Raw genomic sequence first — 22,367 nt, 5'->3', positions numbered from 1 at the left:
CGCGGCCGTAGACTTCGATGGCTATGGGTGAGACACGGGACGCGATCGTGGAGGCCGCCCGGGCGCAGACCGTGGCCCACGGGTGGGACCGCGTACGGGTGGGCGCGGTGGCCGCCGCCGCAGGGGTGAGCCGGCAGACGGTCTACAACGAGTTCGGCACCAAGGCGGGCCTGGGCGAGGCGCTGGCCCGGCACGAGGTGGACCGGTTCGTCGGCCAGGTCCGGTCCGCGCTCGACGAGCACGACTCCGACGTCCGCGCGGCCGCGTACGCGGCGATCCACCGCACGCTCGCCTCGGCCGCCGAGAACCCGCTGGTGCGGGCGGTGCTGACCAGCACCCGGGGCGGCTCGGAGGAGCTGCTGCCGTACCTGACCACCCGGTCCGAGCTGGTGCTCGTCGAAGCCACGGCGGCGCTGCTGGAGTGGACCGGTGAACGCCTGCCGGACGCCGATCCGGCCGCCCTGGCGTTCGCGGCGGACAGCGTCGTACGCCTGGTGGTGAGCCACATCGTGCTGCCCGGCGGCCCGGTCGACGAGACCGCCGACCGGCTGGCCGATCTGGCCGTGCGCCTGTTCCTGATGGCGGCGACGGCCCGCTAGGGCCGACGCGGCGGCCGGTCAGCGGACGACCCGGCCGCGCAGCACGATCCGGCTGGGCGCCCGGACCACGCGCAGGTCGCGGCGCGGGTCCTCGGGGTAGACCACCAGGTCGGCGAGGCCGCCCTCGACCAGTCCGGGGAAGCCGAGCCACTCGCGGGCCCGCCAGGAGGCGGCTGCGAGCACGTCCGGGGCGGACATGCCGGCCTGCTCGTGCAGCAGCAGCATCTCCTCGGCCGCGAGGCCGTGGTCGATGCCGCCGCCCGCGTCGGTGCCGACGTAGATCGGTACGCCCGCCTCGTGCGCGGCGCGCACCACCTCGGGGAAGCGGTCGCGCAGGGCGAGCATGTGGTCGGCGTACCCGGGGAACTTCGCGCGGGCCTGCTCGGCGATGTGGCCGAACGTCCGGATGTTGATCATCGTGGGGACCAGCGCGGTGCCCTGCCGGGCCATCAGGTCGATCAGGTCGAGGCTCAACCCGGTGCCGTGCTCCACCGAGTCCACACCGGCCCGCACCATGATCTCCACGGCCGACTCGGAGAACGTGTGCACCGCGGCGCGTACCCCGGCGGCGTGCGCGGCGGCGACCGCAGCGGTCATCGTGTCGGCGTCCCAGGCCGGCGCCAGATCGCCGACGCCCCTGTCGATCCAGTCGCCGACCAGCTTGACCCAGCCGTTGCCGGCCGCTGCCTGCGCGGCCACCGTCGCGGCGACCTCCGCCGCGCCGACCTCCACGCCGATGTCGCGCAGGTAGCGCTTCGGCGGCGCGACGTGCCGGCCCGCGCGGGCCAGTCGCGGCAGGTCCGGCTCGTCCTCCAGTTCGGGGTACGGGTACGGCGACCCGGCGTCCCGGATCGCCAGCACGCCGGCGTCCCGGTCGATCCGGGCCAGGTCCCGCGCCTGGTCGAGGGAGGTGATCGGGCTGCCGCCGCGGGCGATGCCGATGTGGCAGTGCGCGTCGGTCAGGCCGGGCAGCACGAAGCCGCCGTCGGCCACCGTCTCGGCGCCGGGCACCGGTTCGAAGGTGACCCGGTCGCCGACCAGCCAGACGTCCCGGACCTCGTCGTCGGGAAGGAACACACCGCGCACGTGCAGAGCCATGTGCACAGTCCTACCCGATCAGTCCTTCCCGCCGGCGAGCGACGTCCGGCCGGGGCTCGTTACGGTGGTCGACCCGCATCGACAGATCGATCCCGACCTGATACTCCTTCGGGCAGTTGACCTCCAACGCGAGCAGGAGACGGACGCACATGTCCTGGTGCAGCAGAGTGGGCGACGGCACGATCAACCTTCCGTTGATCAGTTCGTACGGAAGGTCCTTGGGCAGCTCGCCCAGGTCGTCGACCGTCCACTCGTGCCGCTCCCGCAGAATCGGGGCCGCGGTCATGATATCTCCCTCCAGGGGGCGACATCACTTTAAGAGACAGCGATGTCGCCCACCGTCACCGACGCGCTAGCGGGGGCCCTTGTCGCCGCCCTTGCCGAGCTTGTTGAAGTCGATCTTCGGCAGCTTGAAGCCCGGCGGCAGGCCCTGACCACCGGCCAGGTCACCCGGGTCCAGGCCCGGCGGGAGCTGCGGCATCCCGCCCGGGAAGCCGCCCGGCATGCCGGCGCCGGTACGCGGCCGCCCGCCGCCCTTCGTGCCCTTGCGCTTGTTCTTCGGCGACTTGGTCGCCTTGCGCCGGCCACCGCCGGGCAGGCCCATCATGCCGCCCATCTGCTTCATCATCTTCTGCGCGTCGGCGAAGCGGTTGAGCAGCTGGTTGACGTCCATGACCGTGACGCCGGAGCCGCCTGCGATGCGGGCCCGGCGGGAGCCGTTGATGATCTTCGGGTTGGTGCGCTCGGCCGGGGTCATCGACCTGATGATCGCGGTGACCCGGTCGAAGTGCTTGTCGTCCAGCTCGGCGAGCTGGTCCTTCATCTGCCCCATGCCCGGCATCATGGCCAGCACGTTGGCGATCGGGCCCATCCGCCGGACCGCGATGAGCTGATCGAGGAAGTCCTCCAGCGTGAAGGTCTCCCCGCCCATCAGCTTGGCGGTCATCTTCTCCTTCTGATCGGTGTCGAAGGCCGCCTCGGCCTGCTCGATCAGGGTGAGGACGTCGCCCATGCCGAGGATCCGGCTGGCCATCCGGTCCGGGTGGAAGACGTCGAAGTCCTCCAGCTTCTCGCCGGTGGAGGCGAACAGGATCGGCTGCCCGGTCACCTCGCGGACGGAGAGCGCGGCGCCACCGCGGGCGTCGCCGTCGAGCTTGGACAGCACCACGCCGGTGATGCCGACGCCGTCGCGGAACGCCTCGGCGGTGCGCACCGCGTCCTGGCCGACCATCGCGTCGATGACGAAGATGACCTCGTCCGGCTGGACCGCGTCGCGGATGTTCGCGGCCTGCCGCATCATCTCGGTGTCGATGCCGAGCCGGCCGGCGGTGTCGACGATGACGATGTCCCGGGCGGCGCGGCGGGCGTGCTCGATCGAGTCGCGGGCCACCTGAACCGGGTCACCGACGCCGTTGCCGGGCGCCGGGGCGTACACCTCGACCCCGGCCCGGCCACCGAGCACCTGGAGCTGCCCGACGGCGTTGGGACGCTGGAGATCGGCGGCGACGAGCAGCGGCTGGTGGCCCTGGCTCTTGAGCCAGCGGGCCAGCTTGCCGGCGAGCGTCGTCTTGCCGGAACCCTGAAGGCCGGCCAGCATGATCACGGTCGGCGGGTGCTTGGCGAACTGGAGCCGCCGCCCCTCGCCGCCGAGGATGTTGATCAGCTCCTCGTTGACGATCTTGACGATCTGCTGCGCCGGGTTGAGCGCCTGGGAAACCTCGGCGCCGCGCGCCCGCTCCTTGACGTTCGCGATGAAGCCCTTGACCACCGGCAGGGCGACGTCGGCCTCCAGCAACGCCATCCGGATCTCGCGCGCGGTGGCGTCGATGTCGGCGTCGGTGAGCCGGCCCTTGCCGCGGAGCTTGGTGAAGATCCCGGACAGGCGGTCACTCAAGGTGTCAAACACGCGAACATCCCGTTTGTCGTTTTCGGCGGGCACATGCTGCCGGGCCGGTGGTCCAGCCCACCGCTAGGGTAGCCCGCCGCCCACCCGCTCGCTCCGGCCCGGCCGTCCACGGGCGTGCGCCGCTCGTCGGCGGGGTGTTAACAGGGGCCCCCTCCTCTACCGGAGGCGTTAACAGGGGGCCCTTCCTTACACGGCGGCGAGCACGGCGGCCTCGATCCGGGCCCGTTCCTCGTCCGGCGGCCAGCCGCCGACCAGGTAGAACGCGTCCACCACGTCGCCGCCCAGCGTCGAGATCCGGGCCGCCCGCACCTGGGCGCCCGCGTCGTCCAGCGCGCAGGTGACCCGGTACAGCAGCCCGGCCGCGTCGGCGGCCCGCAGCTCCAGCAGGACCGCGTCGGTGGCCGCCTCCCGGTGCCACACCACCCGTGGGGCGGCGCCCTGGCTGCGCGCGGCCAGCGCCCGGCCGCGCAGCCGCTGGACGACCGACACGTCGCCGCCGACCGCGCGGCGCAGGTCGGCGCTGAGCGCGATCGGGTCCGGGGCCAGTCCGTAGCGCGGCTGCACCCGGCACTCGACCAGGGCCCGGCCGTCGACGGTGGCGGCGTCCGCGGAGATCACCTCCAGACGGTGCAGGGCCAGGCAACCGGCGACAGTGGCGAGCAGCCCGCGCCGGTCGGCGGCGGCCACCGACACCCGGTCCTCCCCCAGGTGTACGACAGGCAGCGGCCCGGCCACGAGCGCCGGGTCCGGGGCCGGCGGGGCGGGCACCACGCCGGTGTCCAGCGTGGTGCGCACCCGGCTCACCAGTTCGGCGATCAGCCGGCCCTTCCAGCCGGACCAGGCGGCCGGGCCGGTGGCGGCGGCGTCGGCGCGGACCAGGGCGTGCAGCAGTTCCAGCGTGCCGGTGTCGCCGACGCGCTCGGCGACACCGGCGACCGTCTTCGGATCGGACAGGTCGCGCCGGGTCGCCACGTCGGGCAGCAGCAGGTGCAGCCGGACCAGCGTGCCGATCAGCGCCGCCTCGGCCGGCGGCAGCCCGATCCGGGTGGCTACCGCCTCGGCCAGTGGCGCGCCGACCACCGAGTGGTCACCGTCCAGCCCTTTACCGATGTCGTGCAGGAACGCGCCGAGCAGCAGCAGGTCCGGTCGTTCCACGTCGCGGGTGTGCCGGCTCGCCTCGTACGCGGTCTGCACCAGGTGCCGGTCGAGCGTGAACCGGTGCACCGGGTTGTGCTGGGGCAGGCTGCGCATCCGGGTCCACTCGGGCAGCCAGCGGTCGATCAGCCCGTACCTGTCGCAGGTCTCCCAGGCGGGCACCAGGCCGGGACCGGCGCCGAGCAGGGTGATCAGCGCGGCGCGGGCCGCCGACGGCCAGGGCGCGGGCAGCGGCGGGCAGTACGCGGCCAGCCACTCGCAGGTGGCCCGCGCGATCGGCAGCCGGATGGTGGCAGCGGCGGCGGCCACGCGCAGCGACAGGCTCGGGTCGGGGCGGACCCCGATGGCGGTACGGGCGAGCACCAGTTCGCCGTCCTGCTCCACCACGTCCCGGGCGACCGGGCGGCGCAGCGGACGGCCCGGCGCGGCGCGGTGCCGGCCGGAGCGGAGCCGGTCGGCGGCCCGCCAGGCGTCGTCCAGGGCGTGGCTCACCGTGCGGGCGTCGCCGGCCACCAGCCGCAGCAGCGCGTCGCCGTCCTCGGCGCCGAGCAGGCGCGCCACGCCGTCGCGTTCCTGGGCGACCAGGCGGTCGACCCGGCGGCCCACCTGCTGGTGCAGCGCGTCGCGGGTGTCCAGCAGCCGCCGGTGTGCCGCGTGCACGGCCGGGCGGAGCGCGTCGGTGACTCCGGCGGTGGCGATGGCGCGCAGGATGCCCACGTCGCGCAGCCCGCCGGCCGCCTCCTTGAGATCGCCTTCGAGCAGGAACGCCAGTTCGCCGTGCGCCTCCCAGCGGGCGGCGGTGATCTCGCGCAGGCCGGGGAGCTGGCGGATCGCGGTCCGCCGCCAGTGGTCGGTGGCGGTACGGGAGAGCTGGTCGGTGAGCGCCGGGTCGCCCGCCACGTGCCGGGCGTCGAGCAGGCCGAGGGCGACCTTGACGTCGTCCTGGGCCACCGACAGCGCCTCGGCGACCGTGCGCACCGAGTGGTCCAGCCGCAGCCCGGCGTCCCAGATCGGATACCAGAGCGACGCCGCCAGCTCGTCGATGCCTGGTACCCCGGCGTGCAGCAGCACCAGGTCGAGGTCGCCGTAGGGGGCGCACTGGCGGCGGCCCAGCCCGCCCACCGCGACGAGCGCCACCCCGTCCCGGTCCGGGAGGGCCCGGCACAGCCAGGCGTCGAGCGCGTCGGCCCGCGCGGACCGGGCCGCCGCGCCGATCCCTGCGGGTACGCCTGCGACCTCGTTGACCACGGGCGCGCCGTCCCCGCTGGGGGCGGCGGCCGTGGTCAACGAGGTCACGTCGGCGGGTCCGGCGGTCAGAGGGCGTCGAGCCCGCGCTCGCCGGTACGCACCCGGACGACCTCCTCGACGCCGGTCACCCAGACCTTGCCGTCGCCGATCTTGCCGGTCCGGGCGGCGCCGACGATCGCGTCCACGATCTTGTCGACGTCCATCTCGTCGGTGAGCACCTCGACCCGGATCTTGGGCAGGAACTCGACCGTGTACTCGGCACCCCGGTAGACCTCGGTGTGCCCCTTCTGCCGGCCGTAGCCCTGGACCTCGCTGACTGTCAGCCCGGCCACGCCGAGCGCGTGCAGAGCCTCCTTCACCGCGTCCAGCTGGTACGGCTTGATGACCGCGGTCACCAGCTTCATGTCCAACCCCTCCATCCCAGGAACGTTAACCGGCGACCTTCTCGCTGACCGGCGCGGACTCGTCGGTCTCGACAGCGGGCTCCGCGGCCGGCTTGCCGGCGCCGATCCCGGCCATCGCGAACGCGCCACCGCTGCTGCCCGTGGTGGGCGACAGGTCGTAGCCGCTCTCCGCGTGCTCGGCGATGTCGATGCCGTCGACCTCGGCCTCGGCGGAGACCCGCAGGCCGATCGTCTTGTCGATCACGAAGCCCAGGGCGAAGGCGACCACGAAGGAGTAGACGCTGACGATCAGCGCGCTGATCGCCTGCTTGCCGAACAGCGAGGCGTCGCCGCCGACGAACAGGCCGTCGGTCTCCACCAGGGAGCTGACCGAGGCGGTGCCGAACAGGCCGATCCAGAGGCAGCCGATCCAGCCGCCGACGAAGTGCACGCCCACCACGTCGAGCGAGTCGTCGTAGCCGAGCCGGTACTTCAGGCCGACCGCGAGGGCGCAGACCGCACCGGCCACCACGCCCAGCAGCACCGCTGCGGCCGGGGTGATGAACGCACAGGCCGGGGTGATCGCGACCAGGCCGGCGATGGCGCCGGAGGAGGCGCCGACCAGGGTCGGCCTGCCGTCGCGCAGCCACTCCACCACGATCCAGCCGAGCAGCGCGGCGGCGGTGGCGACCTGGGTGTTGATGAACGCCAGCGCGGTGACCCCGTCGGCGGTCAGCTCGGAGCCGGCGTTGAAGCCGAACCAGCCGAACCACAGCAGCGCGGCGCCGAGGGCGACCATCGGGACGTTGTGCGGCTTCATGCTCTCGCGCGGCCAGCCGACCCGCTTGCCGAGCACCAGCACCAGCGCGAGCGCCGCCGCACCGGCGTTGATGTGCACGGCGGTACCGCCGGCGAAGTCCAGCGCGCCGATGTCGCCGCCGATGAGCCCGCCGCCCCAGACCATGTGGGCGACCGGGAAGTAGACCAGGGTGGCCCAGCCGAACGCGAACAGCAGCCAGCCGGCGAACTTCACCCGGTCGGACAGCGCGCCGCTGATCAGCGCCACGGTGATGATCGCGAACATCATCTGGAAGGCGATGAAGACGTAGATCGGGATGCCGGTCTCGCCCCACAGGTCGTTCTCGCCGACGAAGGTCTTGGTGCCCAGGTACTGGCCCAGGTCACCCCAGAACCTGCCGCCCTCGCCGAAGGCGACTGTGAAGCCGTAGAAAAGCCACAGGATGCTGACGAGCCCGATGGACGAGAAGCTCATCATCATCATGTTCAGAACGCCCTTGGACCGGTTCAGCCCGCCGTAGAACAGCGCGAGACCGGGGGTCATGAGCAGCACGAGGGCAGTCGAGACAAGCAACCAGGCGGTGTTCCCGGTGTCGATCTCCACGCTGCCTCCTCTCGTTGTCGTATTCCTCCCTCCGACTGAGACCTGGCAGCATCGCCCGTCAGCCGGTTGCGCGGAAGCCTTGTCGCCGGCTGTTTCCTTCAGCGACACCGCGCGATTTCCGACGCGTGACGGGTTGTTTCCGGCGTGTGAAGAACGCCGATCTTGGTCAGCGCAGCGCGTACTCGAGCTGGTGCCGCTCGTAGTCGAGCAGCCGCAGGTCACGCATGGGGCGACGCAGGTGGCCCTTGTGGACGATCCGGACGAACGCCGGCTCACCGGCTGCGGCCATCCGCCGGATGCCCTCGACGTGGTCGACGATGCGCTTGCGGATGGTCCGGATCAGCCGGTGCCGGTCACGCGGGATCAGCCCGTACGCGTCGGCGAACAGCCGCAGCCGGCGCGGCCGGTCGGGGTGCTTCCAGCCGAGCGTGATCGAGTCCCGGTCGGAGAAGATCGGCACCCAGGTCCAGGCCGCGTACGCCACGTCGTAGATGCGGGCGCCGGGCGAGGCGAGGTCGAAGTCGATCAGTCCGAGCGTGCCGTCCGGACGCCAGATCACGTTGTGCGGCGCGGCGTCGTGGTGGCAGATGACCTCGGTGTCCGGCGGGGGCGGCCCGAACGAGCGCCAGACCGCACCGGGCGGCGGGGTGAAGCCGTACTGCGCGTCGTGGAACATCCGCAGCATGGTGGCCACCGTGACCAGGGCCTCGTCGGTGACCCAGTGCGGGGCCAGCGGGTACTCCCCGCACTCCCCCTCCAGGTACGACAGGACCTCCCGGTTGCGCTCGTCCATCCCGAGCGCCCGGGGCGCGCCGGTGAATCCGACGTACTCCAGGTGGCGCAGCAGCGCGTGCACGGAGGGCGTCCACGGGCCGGCGTTGCGCCGGACCGTGTCTCCGACACGGACCACTGTGCTCACGTTCCCGCCGTGCAGCGGGATCTCCTGCGAAGTCACGTACGGTCTCCCGAGGCGTGGCGACGGGTGGCTGGGGTCGCGCCACCCCGCGTAGGCGCGATCGTCAGTCGTCACGGGTGAGGCTACGCGTCCCGGGCGAGCGGCTCGGTGCCGAGCAACGCGTCGACGAACTGTGCCGGGTCGAACGGGGCCAGGTCGTCCTTGCCCTCGCCGAGGCCGACGAGCTTGACCGGGATGCCGAGCTTGCGCTGCACGGCGATCACGATGCCGCCCTTGGCCGTCCCGTCGAGCTTGGTCAGCACCACGCCCGTGACGTTCACCGCCTCGGTGAAGACCCGCGCCTGCTCCAGCCCGTTCTGGCCGGTGGTGGCGTCGAGGATCAGCAGCGTCTCGTCGATCGGGCCGTGCTTCTCCACCACCCGCTTGACCTTGCCCAGCTCGTCCATCAGGCCGATCTTGTTCTGGAGCCGGCCGGCGGTGTCGATGAGCACGGTGTCGACGCCGGTGTCGATGCCGCGCTTGACCGCGTCGAACGCGACGCTGGCCGGGTCGGCGGCCTCGGGCCCGCGGACCGTCTCGGCGCCCACCCGGCCGCCCCAGGTCTCCAGCTGGTCGGCGGCGGCGGCCCGGAACGTGTCGGCCGCGCCGAGCAGCACGCTGCGGCCGTCCGCGACGAGCACCCGGGCGATCTTGCCGCAGGTGGTGGTCTTGCCGGCGCCGTTGACGCCGACCACGAGCACAACCGCCGGGACGCCCTCCTCCGGCGCGGTGCGCAGCGAGCGGTCCAGGCCCGGGTCGAGCGCGTTCACCAGCTCGGCGGCGAGCAGCGCCCGCAGTTCCTCCCCGGTACGGGTGCCGAGCACCCGGGTCCGCTCGCGCAGCCGGTCGACGATCTCCCGGGTGGCGTCGATGCCGACGTCGGCGGTGATCAGGCTGTCCTCGATCTCCTCCCAGGTGTCCTCGTCCAGCCGGTCGCGGCTGAGCAGGCCGAGCAGGCCCTTGCCGAAGGCGTTCTGCGAGCGGGACAGCCGCGAGCGCAGCCGGACCAGCCGGCCGGCGGTGGGCTCCGGCACCTCGACCTGCGGCACCTCGACCGGAGGGGCCGGCGGCGCCTCGACCACCACACCGGTGGTGAGTTCCGCCTCGGGGGCCTCGACCGGCGGGCCGGCCAGGTCCTCCTCCGTCCGGGTGTCGACCTCCGTACGCGGCAGCGGCGGCTGCGGGCGCCGGCGCAGCCGGGGCACCACGAGGCTCAGGCCGCCGATGATCAGCACGCCGAGCAGGGCGAGAGCGACGAGGAGGTATTCCGTCATGCCCGAAATCCTGTCAGATGCCGGCGACCGCGTCCCACTCACCGCCTCGGCACGCGAACAACCTGCGGGTACGCTCGCACCGGAAGGCGTGCCGCGACCGCCGGCCGGGTAGGAAACAGCCGAAACGATCTTGTCGGAGGTATGTCGTGCCCGGTTCCCGCCTGCTCATCGGCCCGTTGCTGCGCCGGGTCGTCGACACGCGGGCGACCGTCTGGGTGGAGACCAGCTCGCCCGCCGTGGTCACCGTCCGCACTGCGGACGGCGCCACCGGCAGTGCGCCCACCTTCTCCGCGTACGACCACCACTACGCGATCGTCGTGGTGACCGGGCTCACCCCGGGCAGTGCCACGACGTACGAGGTGCTGATCGACGACGAGGTGGCATGGCCGCTGCCCGACTCGTCGTTCCCGCCCAGCGTGATCCGGACCCGCGCGCTCGACGACGCCGACCAGCCGGTACGGCTGCTGTTCGGCTCCTGCCGGGAGACCACCCAGCACTCCACCGCGCGGAAGCTGCCGCCGGACGCGCTCGACGCGTACGCCCGCCGGGTGATGGCCGCGCCCGACGAGGCCGTGCTGCCCGACCTGCTGGTGCTGCTCGGCGACCAGGTGTACGCGGACGAGACCTCGCCGACCGTGCGGCGGCTGCTCAAGCGGCGCCGGCGGCGGCCGAAGGACGCCCCGGCCACGCAGGTGGTGAGCTTCGACGAGTACACCAAGCTCTACCTGGAGTCGTGGCGCGACCCGGAGATCCGCTGGCTGTTCTCCACGGTGCCGAGCGTGATGATCTTCGACGACCACGAGGTGATCGACGACTGGAACACCTCGCAGTCGTGGCGCGCGGACATGCGCGAGCAGCCGTGGTGGGCCGAGCGGATCCGCAGCGGCCTCGCCTCCTACTGGGTCTACCAGCACCTGGGCAACCTCAGCCCGGACGAGATCGCCGCCGACCCGGTGTACGCGAAGGTGGTCGCCGCCGAGGACGCCACAGGCGTGCTGCACGAGTTCGGCGAGCGGGTCGACTCCGAGGCCGACCTGGCGCACGACACCGAGCGCTGGCGGGCCGTGCAGTACCAGTGGAGCTACGCGCTGGACCTGGGCCGCACCCGCCTGGTCATGCTGGACAACCGGTCCAGCCGGGTGCTCCAGCCCGGTAACCGGGCGATGCTGCCGCCGGGCGAGTGGTCGTGGTTCCTCGACCAGGCGCACGGCACCTACGACCATCTGGTGGTGGGCAGCTCGCTGCCGTGGCTGCTGCCGCCGGGCATCCACCACGTCGAGGCGTGGAACGAGCGCCTGGCCGACTCCGGCCGCCCCTGGGTGGCCCGGCTCTCCGAGCAGATCCGCCGGGCACTGGACCTGGAGCACTGGGGGGCGTTCCGGCGCTCGTTCGAGGCGCTGGGCGAGTTGTTCGCGCGGCTGGGCAGCGGCACCGCGCCGCGCACCGGGGCACGGGTGGGCGCCGGGCCGGCGTACGCGCGACCGGCGTCGATCAGCGTGCTCTCCGGTGACGTGCACCACTCGTACGTGGCCCGGGCCCGGTTCGCCGACCGCGACGTCCGTACGCCCGTGCACCAGCTCACCTGTTCGCCGATCCACAACCAGGTGCCGGCCGCGATGCGCCCGCTGATGGCCCTGGGCTGGACTCCCGGCCCGGCCGGGGCGACCCGGGCGCTGGCGCGCTCGGCCGGCGTACGCCGCCCGCCGGTGCGCTGGCGGAAGCTGGCCGGGCCCTATTTCGGGAACGCGGTGGCCACGCTCACGCACCAGGGCCGCAGGGCCGCCGTGGTGATCGAGGGGACGACGAGCGAGGGCGAGCTGCGACCGGTGGCGCGACAGCAACTCAGCGACGGGGACTGAGTACCCTCTGAGCGTGGACGAGACGCTGCGCGCCGTGGAGCACGAGCTGACCGCGTTGCTGCGCCGCGGCCGGGCGCTGTCCTGGGAGATCGCCCGCGAGGTCCACCCGAACCTGGAGCCCAACGCGTACGGCCTGCTGCTCTGGCTGCGCCGCTCCGGCTCGATCCGGCTCACCGACCTGGCCGCGAAGCTGGGGATCGGCAAGGGGACGCTCAGCCGCCAGATCGGCGGGCTGGAGGCGCTGGGCCTGGTCCGCCGCGACCCGGACCCGACCGATCGGCGGGCGGCCCAGCTGAGCCTCACCGAGGAGGGCACGCGGCGGTTCGACGCGGCCCGGGCGGCGCGACTCGGACAGATAAGGCGTTCGCTCGAAAGCTGGCCGAAAGAGGACGTGGCGGACCTGGCCCGGCTGATGCACCGCTTCAACGAGTCGTTCTGAGCCCTCGGCGAGGGGGAACAAACCCGGCCCGGCCCGAGTTGTTGCTCAAGGCAACGACTTCTACGGTTGCCCGAGGCAACCTTTTTCCCCGCTCCGGAGGCACTCCACGATGACCCAGGCGACCGCGCCCGCACGGGCGACCGCCGTCGACATGTCCCACCGGCAGATCCTGGAGGCCCTCTCCGGCCTGCTGCTGGGCATGTTCGTCGCGATCCTCTCCTCCACCGTGGTCTCCAACGCGCTGCCGCGGATCATCACCGACCTGCGCGGCGGCCAGTCCGCGTACACCTGGGTGGTCACCTCGACGCTGCTGGCGACCACCGCGACCACACCCATCTGGGGCAAGCTCTCCGACCTGTTCAGCAAGAAGCTGCTGGTCCAGCTCTCCCTGGTGGTCTTCGTGCTGGGCTCGGTGCTCGCCGGGCAGGCCCAGACCACAGGCGAGCTGATCGCCTGCCGGGTGGTGCAGGGCGTCGGCGCGGGCGGCCTCACCGCCCTCGCCCAGGTGATCATGGCGACGATGATCGCGCCGCGTGAGCGCGGCCGGTACAGCGGCTACCTCGGCGCGGTCATGGCCGTCGGCACCATCGGCGGCCCGCTCATCGGCGGCGTCATCGTGGACACCTCCTGGCTCGGCTGGCGCTGGTGCTTCTACGTCGGCGTGCCGTTCGCCGTGCTCGCCCTGATCGTGCTCCAGCGGACACTGCGCCTGCCCGTGGTCAGGCGCGAGGTGAAGATCGACTGGTGGGGCGCCACGCTCATCACCGCCGCCGTCTCGCTGCTGCTGGTCTGGATCACCCTGGCCGGTGACCGGTACGACTGGATCTCCTGGCAGAGCGGTGTGATGGTGGCCGGCGCGGCGCTGCTCGGCGCGCTCGCGGCCCGGGTCGAGAAGCGTGCCGCCGACCCGATGATCCCGCCGCACCTGTTCCGCAACCGCACCATCACGCTCGCCGTGATCGCCAGCATCGCGGTCGGCGTCGGCATGTTCGGCGCCTCGGTGTTCCTCGGGCAGTACTTCCAGATCAGCCGCGGCGCCAGCCCGACCATGTCCGGCCTGATGACGCTGCCCATGATCGGCGGCCTGCTGGTCTCCTCGACAGTGGTCGGCCGGATCATCACCAGCACCGGCCGCTGGAAGAGCTGGCTGGTCATCGGCTCGGTGCTGCTCACCGCCGGCTTCGCGCTGATGGGCACCATGCGCGCGGACACCCCGTACTGGCGCCTCGCCGTGTTCATGGCGCTGATCGGCCTCGGCGTCGGCATGAGCATGCAGAACCTGGTGCTCGCCGTGCAGAACACGGTCCGCCCGGACGAACTCGGCGCGGCCAGCTCCGTGGTGGCCTTCTTCCGCAGCCTCGGCGGCGCGATCGGCGTGAGCGCGCTCGGCGCGATCCTCGGGCACCGGGTCACCGGCTACCTGGCCGACGGCCTGAGCCGCCTCGGCATCCCGGCCTCCGGGTCGGGCAGCAGCGGTCTGCCGGACGTGCACACGCTCCCCGGCCCGATCCGCACAGTGGTCGAGGCCGCGTACGGGCACGCCGCGGGTGACATCTTCCTGGCCGCCGCCCCGTTCGGGCTGCTCGCCCTGATCGCGGTGGTCCTCATCCGGGAGGTGCCGCTGCGCCGCTCCAACGCCGAATTGGTCCCGGCCGGGCGGGAGACGGCCGAGGCGATCCCGGCCGGAACGAAGGACTGACGATGGACGCCGCGGAGCGCGAGCGGTACGGCCCGCAGACCCGGCCGCTCCCCTACGAGCGCGGTACCGACGGGCCACGGGTGGTGCTCGTCGGCGTGGACGGCAGCCGCACCTCGATGCGCGCCGCCGCGTACGCCGCCGGCCTGGCCCGGCGGCAGAGCGCCACGCTGGTGGCGGTGTTCGTCAGCTCACCGGCCTCGTACAGCGCGATGCTCTCCGGCGTGGTGGCCGGGGCGATCCAGCAGACCCACGACGAGCTGGCCGACGAGCTGCGCGCCGAGTGCCGGCGCGGGGCCGAGGAACTGGACCTGCCGGTGACGTTCCTGTGCCGGCGCGGCGACGCCTACACCGAGCTGTGCCGGGCCGCCGACGAGCACCGGGCCGACATGGTGGTGGTCGGCTCCTCGGAGCAGGCCGGGCACAAGCTGGTCGGCTCGGTCGCCACCCGGCTCGTGCGCACCGGCCGCTGGCCGGTCGTCGTGGTGCCCTGAGATGTAAGGAAGGGCCCCCTGTTAACGCCTCGCGTTGTACAGGGGGCCCCTCTTAACATCTGCCCCCATGACCTGGACCGCACCCGAGATCGACCGCCGCCACGAGCCCTACGTCGCCGACGAGCGCACCATGCTCGAAGGCTGGCTCGACCACCACCGCGACACCCTGGTGCACAAGTGCGCCAGGCTGACCGCGGAGCAGTTGCGTACCCGCAGCGTGGAACCCTCCGGGCTGACCCTGCTCGGCCTCGTCCGGCACATGGCCGACGTGGAGCGCTGGTGGTTCCGCCACCATGCCGCCGCCCTGGAACTGCCCGACCTCTACGACTACAGCGCCGACCCGGACGCCGACCACAACGACATCGCCGACGCCGACCCCGCCGAGGCGTTCGCCACGCTGCGCACGGAGATCGAGGCGGGCCGGGAGGCGGTGGCGGACCTGCCGCTGGAGCACACCTTCGTCCACCGCCGGGGCGACACCCGCAACGAGATCAGCCTCCGCTGGGTGTACGTCCACATGATCGAGGAGTACGCCCGGCACAACGGCCACGCCGACCTGATCCGGGAACGTATCGACGGCGTCACCGGTGCCTGAGCCGGTTCAGTACGCCAGCGCCGCCCGCAGGTACCGCAGGTCGGCCGGGCCGCCCCAGCGGTGCGCGGACAGGCCGGCCACCCGGGCACCGGCCACCGCGCGGTCCTCGTCGTCGACGAACAGCACCCGCCCCGGCGGCGTCCCCAGCGCCTCGCAGGCGGCCTGGAAGTACTCCTTCGCCGGCTTGTGCACCCCGACGACCGAGGAGTTGACGATCACGTCCAGCTCCCCGGTCAGGCCCAGCGCGGCCAGGTCGGCGTCGAGCAGGTCGGTGGCGTTGGTGCCGAGCCCGACCCGTACGCCGGCGGCCCGCACCTCGCGGACGAACGCCAGCACGTCCGGGTCGACCTCGCCGCGGTAGCTCTGCCACTGGTCCACAGCCGCCCGGGCCCGCTCCGGGTCGCCGATCGTCGGGATCAGCGCATCGGCCACGCTCGCCATCCACTCCGCGTGGCTGACCCGGCCGGTGAGCACCGGCTGGAGCAGCCCCCAGGACATCGCGATCTCACCGAGGACACCCTCGGGCAGCCCGTACTGCCGCTCGACACCGGCGGCCACCGCCGGATCCCAGCGGCGCAGCACGCCGTCGAAGTCCACCAGGAGCGCCGTGGCGCGTTCCCGACTCACTCGTCTGTCACCTGTTCCTCGTCGTCGGCCCGGTTGAGCCGCTGGCTGATCACCTGGGTCACGCCGGCGCGCATGGTCACTCCGTAGAGCGCGTCGGCGATCTCCATGGTCCGCTTCTGGTGTGTGATCACGATGAGCTGGCTCTTCTCCCGCAACTGCGCGAGCAGCGTGATCAGGCGGCCCAGGTTCACGTCGTCGAGCGCCGCCTCCACCTCGTCCATGATGTAGAACGGGCTGGGCCGGGCGCGGAAGATCGCCACGAGCATCGCCACAGCGGTCAGCGACCGCTCACCGCCGGAGAGCAGCGAGAGCCGCTTGATCTTCTTACCCGGCGGGCGGGCCTCGACCTCGACACCGGTGGTGAGCAGGTCCTCCGGGTCGGTGAGCACCAGCCGGCCCTCGCCGCCGGGGAACAGGACTGTGAAGACCTGCTCGAACTCCCGGGCGGTGTCGGCGAACGCGCTGGCGAAGACCTCCAGGATCCGGTCGTCCACGTCCTTGACCACTGTGAGCAGGTCGCGCCGGGTGGCCTTGAGGTCCTCCAGCTGCTCGGAGAGGAACTTGAAGCGCTCCTCCAGCGCCGCGAACTCCTCCAGCGCGAGCGGGTTCACCTTGCCCAGCAGGGCCAGCTCCCGCTCGGCCTTGGCGGCCCGCTTCTCCTGCACCGGCCGCTCGTAGCGGACCGGCTCCGGCACCGGCCGGCCGTCCTTCCCGGCGAGCGCCACGTCCGCGTCGGTGGGCGGGACCAGCCGGTCCGGGCCGTACTCGGCGACGAGCGTGGCCACGTCCAGCCCGAAGTCCTCGGCGGCCTTGGCCTCCAGCTGCTCGATGCGCATCCGCTGCTCGGCGCGGGCCACCTCGTCGCGGTGCACCTGGCTGGTGAGCCGCTCCAGCTCGGCGGCGAGGCGCTTGGCCGCGCCGCGTACCTCGGACAGCTCGGCCTCGCGGGCGGCGCGCTCGCGGGCGACGGCGTCGCGGTGCTCCTCGGCCCGGGCGATGGAGACGGTGAGCCGGGTGAGCGCCTCGCGGGCGCCGCCGACCACGGCCCGGGCGATCTGGGCGCCCCGGGTGCGGGCCGCGCGCCGGGCCGCGGCGCGCTCCCGCGCCGCTCGCTCGGCGGTGGCCTGCCGGGCCAGCGAGTCGGCCCGCCCGGCGATCGAGGCCACCCGCTCCTCGGCGGTACGCACCGCGAGCCGGACCTCCATCTCGTTCTGCCGTGCCTGCGGCACCATGGCGGCGAGCTGGTCGCGCTCCTCGGTGGAGGGTTCGGCGTCGAGCGGGGTGGCCTCGGCCAGCCGCAGCCGTTCCGCCAGCTCGGCGAGCGCCGCGAGGTCCCGCTCCCGGGCCGCCTCGGCACGCGCCCGGGACTCGCCGAGCCGGTCGGTCTCCGCCTTGGCCGACCGGGCGGCGGCACCCAGTTCGGCGAGACGGCGCGCGGCGGCGTTGCGGTGGCTCTCCGCCTCCCGCTTGGCGGCGGCGGCGTGCTGCACGGCCTCCTTGGCGGCGGCCACCTCGGCGCGCGCCTCGGCGAGCTGTTCGCGCAGCTCGGCGGCGGTGCGTTCGGCGGTGGCCCGGTTGGCCCGCGCCTCCTCGACGGCGGCCTGCACCTCGATGAAGCTCGGCGCCTTGGCCGACCCGCCCGCCGCCGCGTACGCCCCGACCACGTCGCCGTCGGGCGTGACCGCGCGCAGCTCCGGATTCGCGGCGACGAGCGCGGACGCTGCGGCCAGGTCGTCGACGAGCGCCACGTCGCGCAACGCCCGGTGCACGGCCGGTCGGATCGCGGGCGAGCACTCCACCAGGTCGGGGGCCCAGCGGGCGCCCTCGGGCAGCTTCGGGCGCAACGCGTCGGCGAGACCGTCCATGCCCGGCCCGGCGGGGCTGCCGACCAGCAGCCCGGCCCGTCCGGCGTCGGAGATCTTGAGCAGCCGCATCGCCTCGACCGCTTCGTCCACACCGCTGACGGCCACCGCGTCGGCCAGGCCGCCCAGCGCGGCGGCGAGCGCCGCCTCGTCACCGGGGGCGACCGTGAGCAGCCCGGCGAGGCTGCCGAGCAGCCCCGGCACCTGGTCGGCGCGGGCCAGCAGCTCCCCGGCGCCGTCCTTGCGGCGCAGCCCCATGGCGAGCGCCTCCTCACGGGCCTTCCAGGTGGCGGCGTCCTTCTCGGCGGCGCGCTCACCGTCGGCCAGGCTGCGCACCGCGGCCTGGGCCCGCTCGTGGACGGCCACCGCCTCGTCGTGCCGGGCGTCCAGGTCGGCGTTGTCCCGGTCCGCCTCGGTCGACTGCTCGGCGACCGCGTCCAGGTCGGCCTGCGCCTTCTCGGCGCGGCCCATCGCGTCGGTGTGCGCGGCGGCGAGCCGTTCGATCTCCTCGCCGGCGCTCGTGGTCCGCGCCCGGGCGGAGTTGACCTGGCCGGTCAGGCGGGCCAGCCCCTCCCGCCGGTCGGCGATCGCCTTGGCGGCGGCCACCAGTTCCCGTTCGGCGGCGGCGAGCTGCCGTTCCAGCTCCTGGCGGTGCTCGACCGCCTCGGCCAGCCGGATCTGGTCCTCGGTGAGCGCCGCGCGCAGTTCCTCCTCCTGCTCGCGGACCCGCCGCGACTCCGCCTCCAGCTGCTCGGGGTCGCGCCCGGGGCGCTCGTCGTCGCCGGCGGCGCTGAGGTGACGCAGCCGCTCCCGGGCCAGTTGCTCGATCGAGCGGAACCGCTCCTGGAGCGCGGAGAGGCGGTACCAGGTGTCCTGCGCCGCGGCGAGCAGCGGCGCGTCCTCGGCCAGCGCCGCCTCCAGCTCGCCGAGGCGGCCCTGCACCTCGCCGTGCTCGGCCTCGATCAGCTCGCGCCGCTCGCGCAGCGCGGTCTCGTCGGCGACCTCCTTGTCCAGTGTGGTCCGCAGTGTGTGCAGGTCGTCGGCGAGCAGCCGCAGCCGGGCGTCGCGCAGGTTGGCCTGGATGCCGGCGGCGCGGCGGGCCACCTCGGCCTGCCGGCCCAGTGGCTTGAGCTGGCGGCGCAGCTCGGCCGTGAGGTCGGTCAGGCGGTTGAGGTTGGTCTGCATCGCGTCGAGCTTCCGCAGCGCCTTCTCCTTGCGCTTGCGGTGCTTGAGGACGCCCGCCGCCTCCTCGATGAACGCCCGCCGATCCTCCGGCTTGGCGTGCAGCATGCCGTCGAGCCGGCCCTGCCCGACGATGATGTGCATCTCGCGGCCGATGCCCGAGTCCGACAGCAGTTCCTGGATGTCGAGCAGGCGGCAGGAGTCGCCGTTGATCTCGTACTCGCTCTCGCCGGAGCGGAACATCCGGCGGGTGATGGAGACCTCGGTGTACTCGATCGGCAGCGCGCCGTCGGTGTTGTCGATGGTGAGTGTGACCTCGGCCCGGCCCAGCGGCGCCCGTCCGGCGGTGCCGGCGAAGATGACGTCCTCCATCTTGCCGCCGCGCAGCGCCTTGGCGCCCTGCTCGCCGAGCACCCAGGCGATGGCGTCGACGACGTTGGACTTGCCGGAGCCGTTCGGGCCCACCACGCAGGTGATCCCGGGCTCCAGCTTCAACGTCGTGGCGGAGGCGAAGGACTTGAAGCCCTTCACCGTCAGGCTCTTGAGATGCACCTTCTCGATCCTCGTCCGGTGGCCGCCGTACCGTCGCCGGCTGCGCGGACCTGGTGAACCCGCAGACTAACCCGGGACCGGGGCGCCGCCGCCACGCGACCCACCCGCCGGACCGGCTGTCCGCTTTCCGCCCGGCGGTCGCGGACGGAACGGAAATACATGATCACAATTGCCGGGCGCAATTCGGGCGGTTCCGCAAGATCGAGAATTGCGGCGGCGGCGACGAAAAGGGGTCCGCACATGGCTGCGCGCCGGCACTTGAGTGTCGGCGCGCTTTTCGGTGTGGTGCGATTCAGTTTTCCGACAACTGGAGATCAGGTCAGCGCGGGCTCGGCCAGACGGAGGAGGTCATCGGCCTCCGCCGCTGCCGCCGCAAGCCGATCGTTGTCGGCGCGCAGACGCGTGATCTCGAACTCCAGTGCCTGAACCCTGGCACGCAGTCGGGTGACCTCGTCGAGCAGACGCCGGTCGGGCGCTGCACTTACGTGGCCGTAGAGGGCCTTCGCCATGCTGACTCCTTGATGTGCGCTGCCGGAAAGGCCGGCCAACGCGCGCCCATGATGTTCGCGGCTGCCATTCCCACTGCATCGGGGCATGGCTGGGCGCGACTGGCGACACCTATATATTGAGCCGAAACCCCCTCCTTCGTCAAGTTGACCAAGGCCGTAGATCATCTCCACGTCGGCCGGTCCACTCGCCGGGGGGCTGCCACAAGGCGCGGACACGCTCTGTCCGGACGCCTTTACTGTACGCCGGGAATGCGTGAACGACTCATCCTTGCCGCCGGCTTCGCCTTAACTCTTTCTTAGCCACGTTGCCGCAGCTCGGAGTGCGCCCGTAGCGTCACCCCGGCCCGCAACCGACACGTGGAGGGGACAGGCGTGTACCGCTGGAACGACCCGATCGAACCGGAGGGCGCCCGCCGGCGTCCCGAGCCGCCGACCGAAGAGGGTCCGGCGTGGCTCAGCGACCGGCCCGAGCCGCGGTCGTCGTACCTGTTCGGGGACGAAGCGCGGCAGCGGTCCGCCGGTCACGGCGTCGAGCCGGCCGCCGGGGGCTTCCGCCCCGAGAGCGCACCCCCGGCCTACGGACCCGCAGGCTCGTACCCGCCGGCCCGGGACAGGTGGAACGGCGAGGAGCAGCCGGCCGACGCGTGGCACGGCCAGGAGCCTGCCTGGCAGGGCCACGAGCAGCCCGCGGCGTGGCAGGGCCAGGACCAGCCCACCGCCTGGCAGGGGCACGAGCAACCGGCCGGTGGCTGGGAACAGCCCACCGCGACCTGGCAGCCGGCGACCGGCACCCCGGCCGACGACCGGCGGCGCCCGAAACGGCGCCTGTCCCGGCCGCTCGTGATCGGCGGGGCCGCCGCCGCGGCGACGCTCGTGGTCAGCCTCGGCGTGGGCGCCGTCCTGCTGCCCGGCGACGACCAGGACACGAAGCGCACCTCCGCAGACGCGCCGGTGGCCGCCGCGCCGCAGGCGCCCGACGGGACCGATGAGGCACCCGCCGACGCGCTCGCGCCCGAGTCGGCGAGCCCGTCCGCCGTACCGACCACCGTCGCGCCGAGCCCGACGCGGAAGGCCACCCCGAAGCCGAACCGCAGCACCGCCCCGTCGCGGCAGCAGGAGCGCAGCAGCGCCCCGAGCAGCGGCACGTCGAGCGGCGGCTCCGCGAGCACCACGGCCACCGGCACGACCGGGCTCAGCGCCGAACTCCAGAAGGTCGTCACGATCGTGAACCAGGAGCGGGCGAAGGCCGGCTGCAAGGCGCTCACCGTCAACACCAAGCTGAACCTGGCCGCCCAGCGGCACAGCCAGGACCAGGCCGACCACAAGAAGATGGACCACACGGGCAGCAACGGCAGCCAGCCCTGGGACCGGGTCAAGGCCGCCGGCTACTCGTACAGCATGGTGGGCGAGAACGTGGCCTGGAACTACCAGACGCCGGCGGCGGTCATGGCGGGCTGGATGAACTCCGAGGGCCACCGGAAGAACATCCTCAACTGCTCGTACACCCAGATCGGGGTGGGCGTGGCGCGCAGCAACGGGCCGTACTGGACGCAGGTCTTCGGCACGCCGCGCTGACCGCGCGTCGTGACCGGCCCGGCGCTCGTTGACCGGGCGGGGGCGGCGCCGGGCCGCCCGCGTCCGGGGAGCTGTCGATGCGGATCCGGCCGACGTGGGCCGTGCCGCGCTCCCGGCCGGCCCACGTCCGCCGACGTGGCCCGCGCCGGGGCGTGGCGCTCGCGCTGACCGCGCTGCTGCTCGCCCCGGTGCCGGCCTGCCGCCGGCCGATCACGCCGCCCGGCGCGCCCACGCCCTGGCCGGCCGCGCAGGCCGACAACTGGCGGTGGCAGTGGCAGCTCACCACGCCGGTGGACGTGACGGTCGACGCCGACGTCTTCCTCCTCGACCCGGTGGCGACCACCTCGGCCGAGACCGCCGCGCTGCGCGAGCGGAGCCGACGGCTGGTCTGCCACGTCCGGGTCGGCACGTACGCCGCCGACGACCCGGACGCCACCCGCTTCCCTGCCGCCGTACGCGGCGCGGCGGTGCCGGGGCGGCCGGGGAGCCGGTTCCTGGACGTACGGGGCTGGGACGCGCTCGCACCCGTGCTCGCCGACCGGTTCCGGCTGTGCCGGGGCAAGGGCTTCGGCGCGGTGGCGCTCGCCGACGCGGACGGCTACCGGCACCGCTCCGGCTTCCCGCTGGACTTCGACGACCAACTGCTGTTCAACCGCCGGCTGGCCGGGCTGGCCCGCAAGCTGGACCTCTCCCCCGGCCTGGTCGACGACGTGGCGCAGGTGGCCGCGCTGGCCCCCGACTTCGACTTCGCGGTCAACCAGGGGTGCGTACGCCGCCGCGAGTGCGCGAAGCTGCTGCCGTTCGTCGACGCCGGCAAGCCGGTCTTCCACGTCGAGTACACCGGCGAGCCGGCGGACTTCTGCGTCACCTCGGTCGGCTACGGCTTCGCCTCGATCCGCAAGGACCGGCAACTGGACGCCTGGCGGGAGCCGTGCGCGCTGCCGTGACACCCCGGCG

General features: G+C 73.2%; 19 protein-coding genes. 8 read left to right on the top strand and 11 right to left on the bottom strand.

Going from position 1 to position 22,367, the window contains the following annotated elements; translation table 11 throughout:
- Positions 1 to 23 precede the first annotated feature (23 nt).
- On the top strand, positions 24 to 599 hold the full coding sequence (locus O7622_RS11165) for a TetR family transcriptional regulator (RefSeq protein WP_282313283.1): 576 nt from the start codon (positions 24 to 26) through the stop codon (positions 597 to 599).
- Positions 600 to 617: 18 nt separating this feature from the next.
- Here the strand turns inward: O7622_RS11165 and O7622_RS11160 are convergent, their stop codons facing one another.
- The 8 genes from O7622_RS11160 to ftsY form a co-directional block, all read right to left on the bottom strand.
- Positions 618 to 1,697, bottom strand: coding sequence for an amidohydrolase family protein (locus tag O7622_RS11160; protein ID WP_282313282.1), 1,080 nt, complete (start codon positions 1,695 to 1,697; stop codon positions 618 to 620).
- Between the two features lie 10 nt (positions 1,698 to 1,707).
- Positions 1,708 to 1,983, bottom strand: a complete 276-nt coding sequence (locus O7622_RS11155; RefSeq protein ID WP_282313281.1) for a Uma2 family endonuclease — start codon at positions 1,981 to 1,983, stop codon at positions 1,708 to 1,710.
- Between the two features lie 66 nt (positions 1,984 to 2,049).
- Positions 2,050 to 3,603, bottom strand: coding sequence for a signal recognition particle protein (ffh, locus tag O7622_RS11150; protein WP_282313280.1), 1,554 nt, complete (start codon positions 3,601 to 3,603; stop codon positions 2,050 to 2,052).
- Positions 3,604 to 3,789: 186 nt separating this feature from the next.
- Positions 3,790 to 6,054 (bottom strand): [protein-PII] uridylyltransferase, encoded by a 2,265-nt coding sequence (locus O7622_RS11145; protein ID WP_282313279.1) that lies wholly within the window; start codon positions 6,052 to 6,054, stop codon positions 3,790 to 3,792.
- A gap of 17 nt (positions 6,055 to 6,071) precedes the next feature.
- Positions 6,072 to 6,410 carry a P-II family nitrogen regulator gene (locus tag O7622_RS11140; protein ID WP_013284578.1) on the bottom strand — a complete coding sequence of 113 codons (339 nt, stop codon included), beginning with the start codon at positions 6,408 to 6,410 and terminating at the stop codon, positions 6,072 to 6,074.
- Positions 6,411 to 6,435: 25 nt separating this feature from the next.
- A complete protein-coding gene (locus O7622_RS11135; RefSeq protein ID WP_282313278.1) occupies positions 6,436 to 7,791 on the bottom strand; it encodes an ammonium transporter in 1,356 nt (451 codons plus the stop codon).
- A gap of 166 nt (positions 7,792 to 7,957) precedes the next feature.
- A complete protein-coding gene (locus tag O7622_RS11130) occupies positions 7,958 to 8,821 on the bottom strand; it encodes an aminoglycoside phosphotransferase family protein (protein WP_174361701.1) in 864 nt (287 codons plus the stop codon).
- Positions 8,822 to 8,829: 8 nt separating this feature from the next.
- Complete coding sequence (gene ftsY / locus O7622_RS11125) at positions 8,830 to 10,020, bottom strand: signal recognition particle-docking protein FtsY (RefSeq protein WP_282313277.1); 1,191 nt, start codon at positions 10,018 to 10,020, stop codon at positions 8,830 to 8,832.
- 146 nt (positions 10,021 to 10,166) lie between these two features.
- Between ftsY and O7622_RS11120 the strand changes: the two genes are divergently transcribed.
- The 5 genes from O7622_RS11120 to O7622_RS11100 all read left to right on the top strand — a co-directional run bounded on the left by O7622_RS11120 (position 10,167) and on the right by O7622_RS11100 (position 15,103).
- Positions 10,167 to 11,879 carry an alkaline phosphatase D family protein gene (locus O7622_RS11120; protein ID WP_282313276.1) on the top strand — a complete coding sequence of 571 codons (1,713 nt, stop codon included), beginning with the start codon at positions 10,167 to 10,169 and terminating at the stop codon, positions 11,877 to 11,879.
- Positions 11,880 to 11,892: 13 nt separating this feature from the next.
- Positions 11,893 to 12,318 (top strand): MarR family transcriptional regulator, encoded by a 426-nt coding sequence (locus O7622_RS11115; protein WP_013284573.1) that lies wholly within the window; start codon positions 11,893 to 11,895, stop codon positions 12,316 to 12,318.
- A 109-nt stretch (positions 12,319 to 12,427) separates the two neighbouring features.
- Positions 12,428 to 14,017 (top strand): MDR family MFS transporter, encoded by a 1,590-nt coding sequence (locus tag O7622_RS11110; protein WP_282313275.1) that lies wholly within the window; start codon positions 12,428 to 12,430, stop codon positions 14,015 to 14,017.
- 2 nt (positions 14,018 to 14,019) lie between these two features.
- A complete protein-coding gene (locus O7622_RS11105; protein ID WP_282313274.1) occupies positions 14,020 to 14,508 on the top strand; it encodes a universal stress protein in 489 nt (162 codons plus the stop codon).
- Positions 14,509 to 14,575: 67 nt separating this feature from the next.
- Positions 14,576 to 15,103 carry a DinB family protein gene (locus O7622_RS11100; RefSeq protein ID WP_282313273.1) on the top strand — a complete coding sequence of 176 codons (528 nt, stop codon included), beginning with the start codon at positions 14,576 to 14,578 and terminating at the stop codon, positions 15,101 to 15,103.
- Between the two features lie 6 nt (positions 15,104 to 15,109).
- Here O7622_RS11100 and O7622_RS11095 read toward each other — a convergent pair whose 3' ends face one another.
- The 3 genes from O7622_RS11095 to O7622_RS11085 form a co-directional block, all read right to left on the bottom strand.
- Positions 15,110 to 15,730: an HAD-IA family hydrolase gene (locus O7622_RS11095; protein WP_282313272.1), complete on the bottom strand. Its 621-nt coding sequence runs from the start codon at positions 15,728 to 15,730 to the stop codon at positions 15,110 to 15,112.
- Positions 15,727 to 19,326: a chromosome segregation protein SMC gene (gene smc, locus O7622_RS11090; RefSeq protein ID WP_282313271.1), complete on the bottom strand. Its 3,600-nt coding sequence runs from the start codon at positions 19,324 to 19,326 to the stop codon at positions 15,727 to 15,729. The genes O7622_RS11095 and smc overlap by 4 nt, the downstream gene beginning before the upstream one ends.
- A gap of 314 nt (positions 19,327 to 19,640) precedes the next feature.
- Entirely contained in the window at positions 19,641 to 19,835 is a 195-nt protein-coding gene (locus O7622_RS11085) for a hypothetical protein (protein WP_013284566.1), read from the bottom strand.
- 372 nt (positions 19,836 to 20,207) lie between these two features.
- Here O7622_RS11085 and O7622_RS11080 point away from each other — a divergent pair, with 372 nt between their 5' ends.
- Both O7622_RS11080 and O7622_RS11075 read left to right on the top strand, forming a co-directional pair.
- The gene (locus O7622_RS11080; protein ID WP_282313270.1) at positions 20,208 to 21,410 is read left to right on the top strand and encodes a CAP domain-containing protein; all 1,203 of its coding nucleotides are present in this window, start codon (positions 20,208 to 20,210) and stop codon (positions 21,408 to 21,410) included.
- Positions 21,411 to 21,487: 77 nt separating this feature from the next.
- Positions 21,488 to 22,357, top strand: coding sequence for an endo alpha-1,4 polygalactosaminidase (locus O7622_RS11075; RefSeq protein WP_282313269.1), 870 nt, complete (start codon positions 21,488 to 21,490; stop codon positions 22,355 to 22,357).
- Positions 22,358 to 22,367: the final 10 nt, after the last annotated feature.

This window comes from Micromonospora sp. WMMD1076 (assembly GCF_029581475.1).
GTDB classification, from domain to species: Bacteria; Actinomycetota; Actinomycetes; order Mycobacteriales; family Micromonosporaceae; genus Micromonospora; species Micromonospora aurantiaca.
This window is presented reverse-complemented; position numbering and strand designations above follow the sequence as displayed.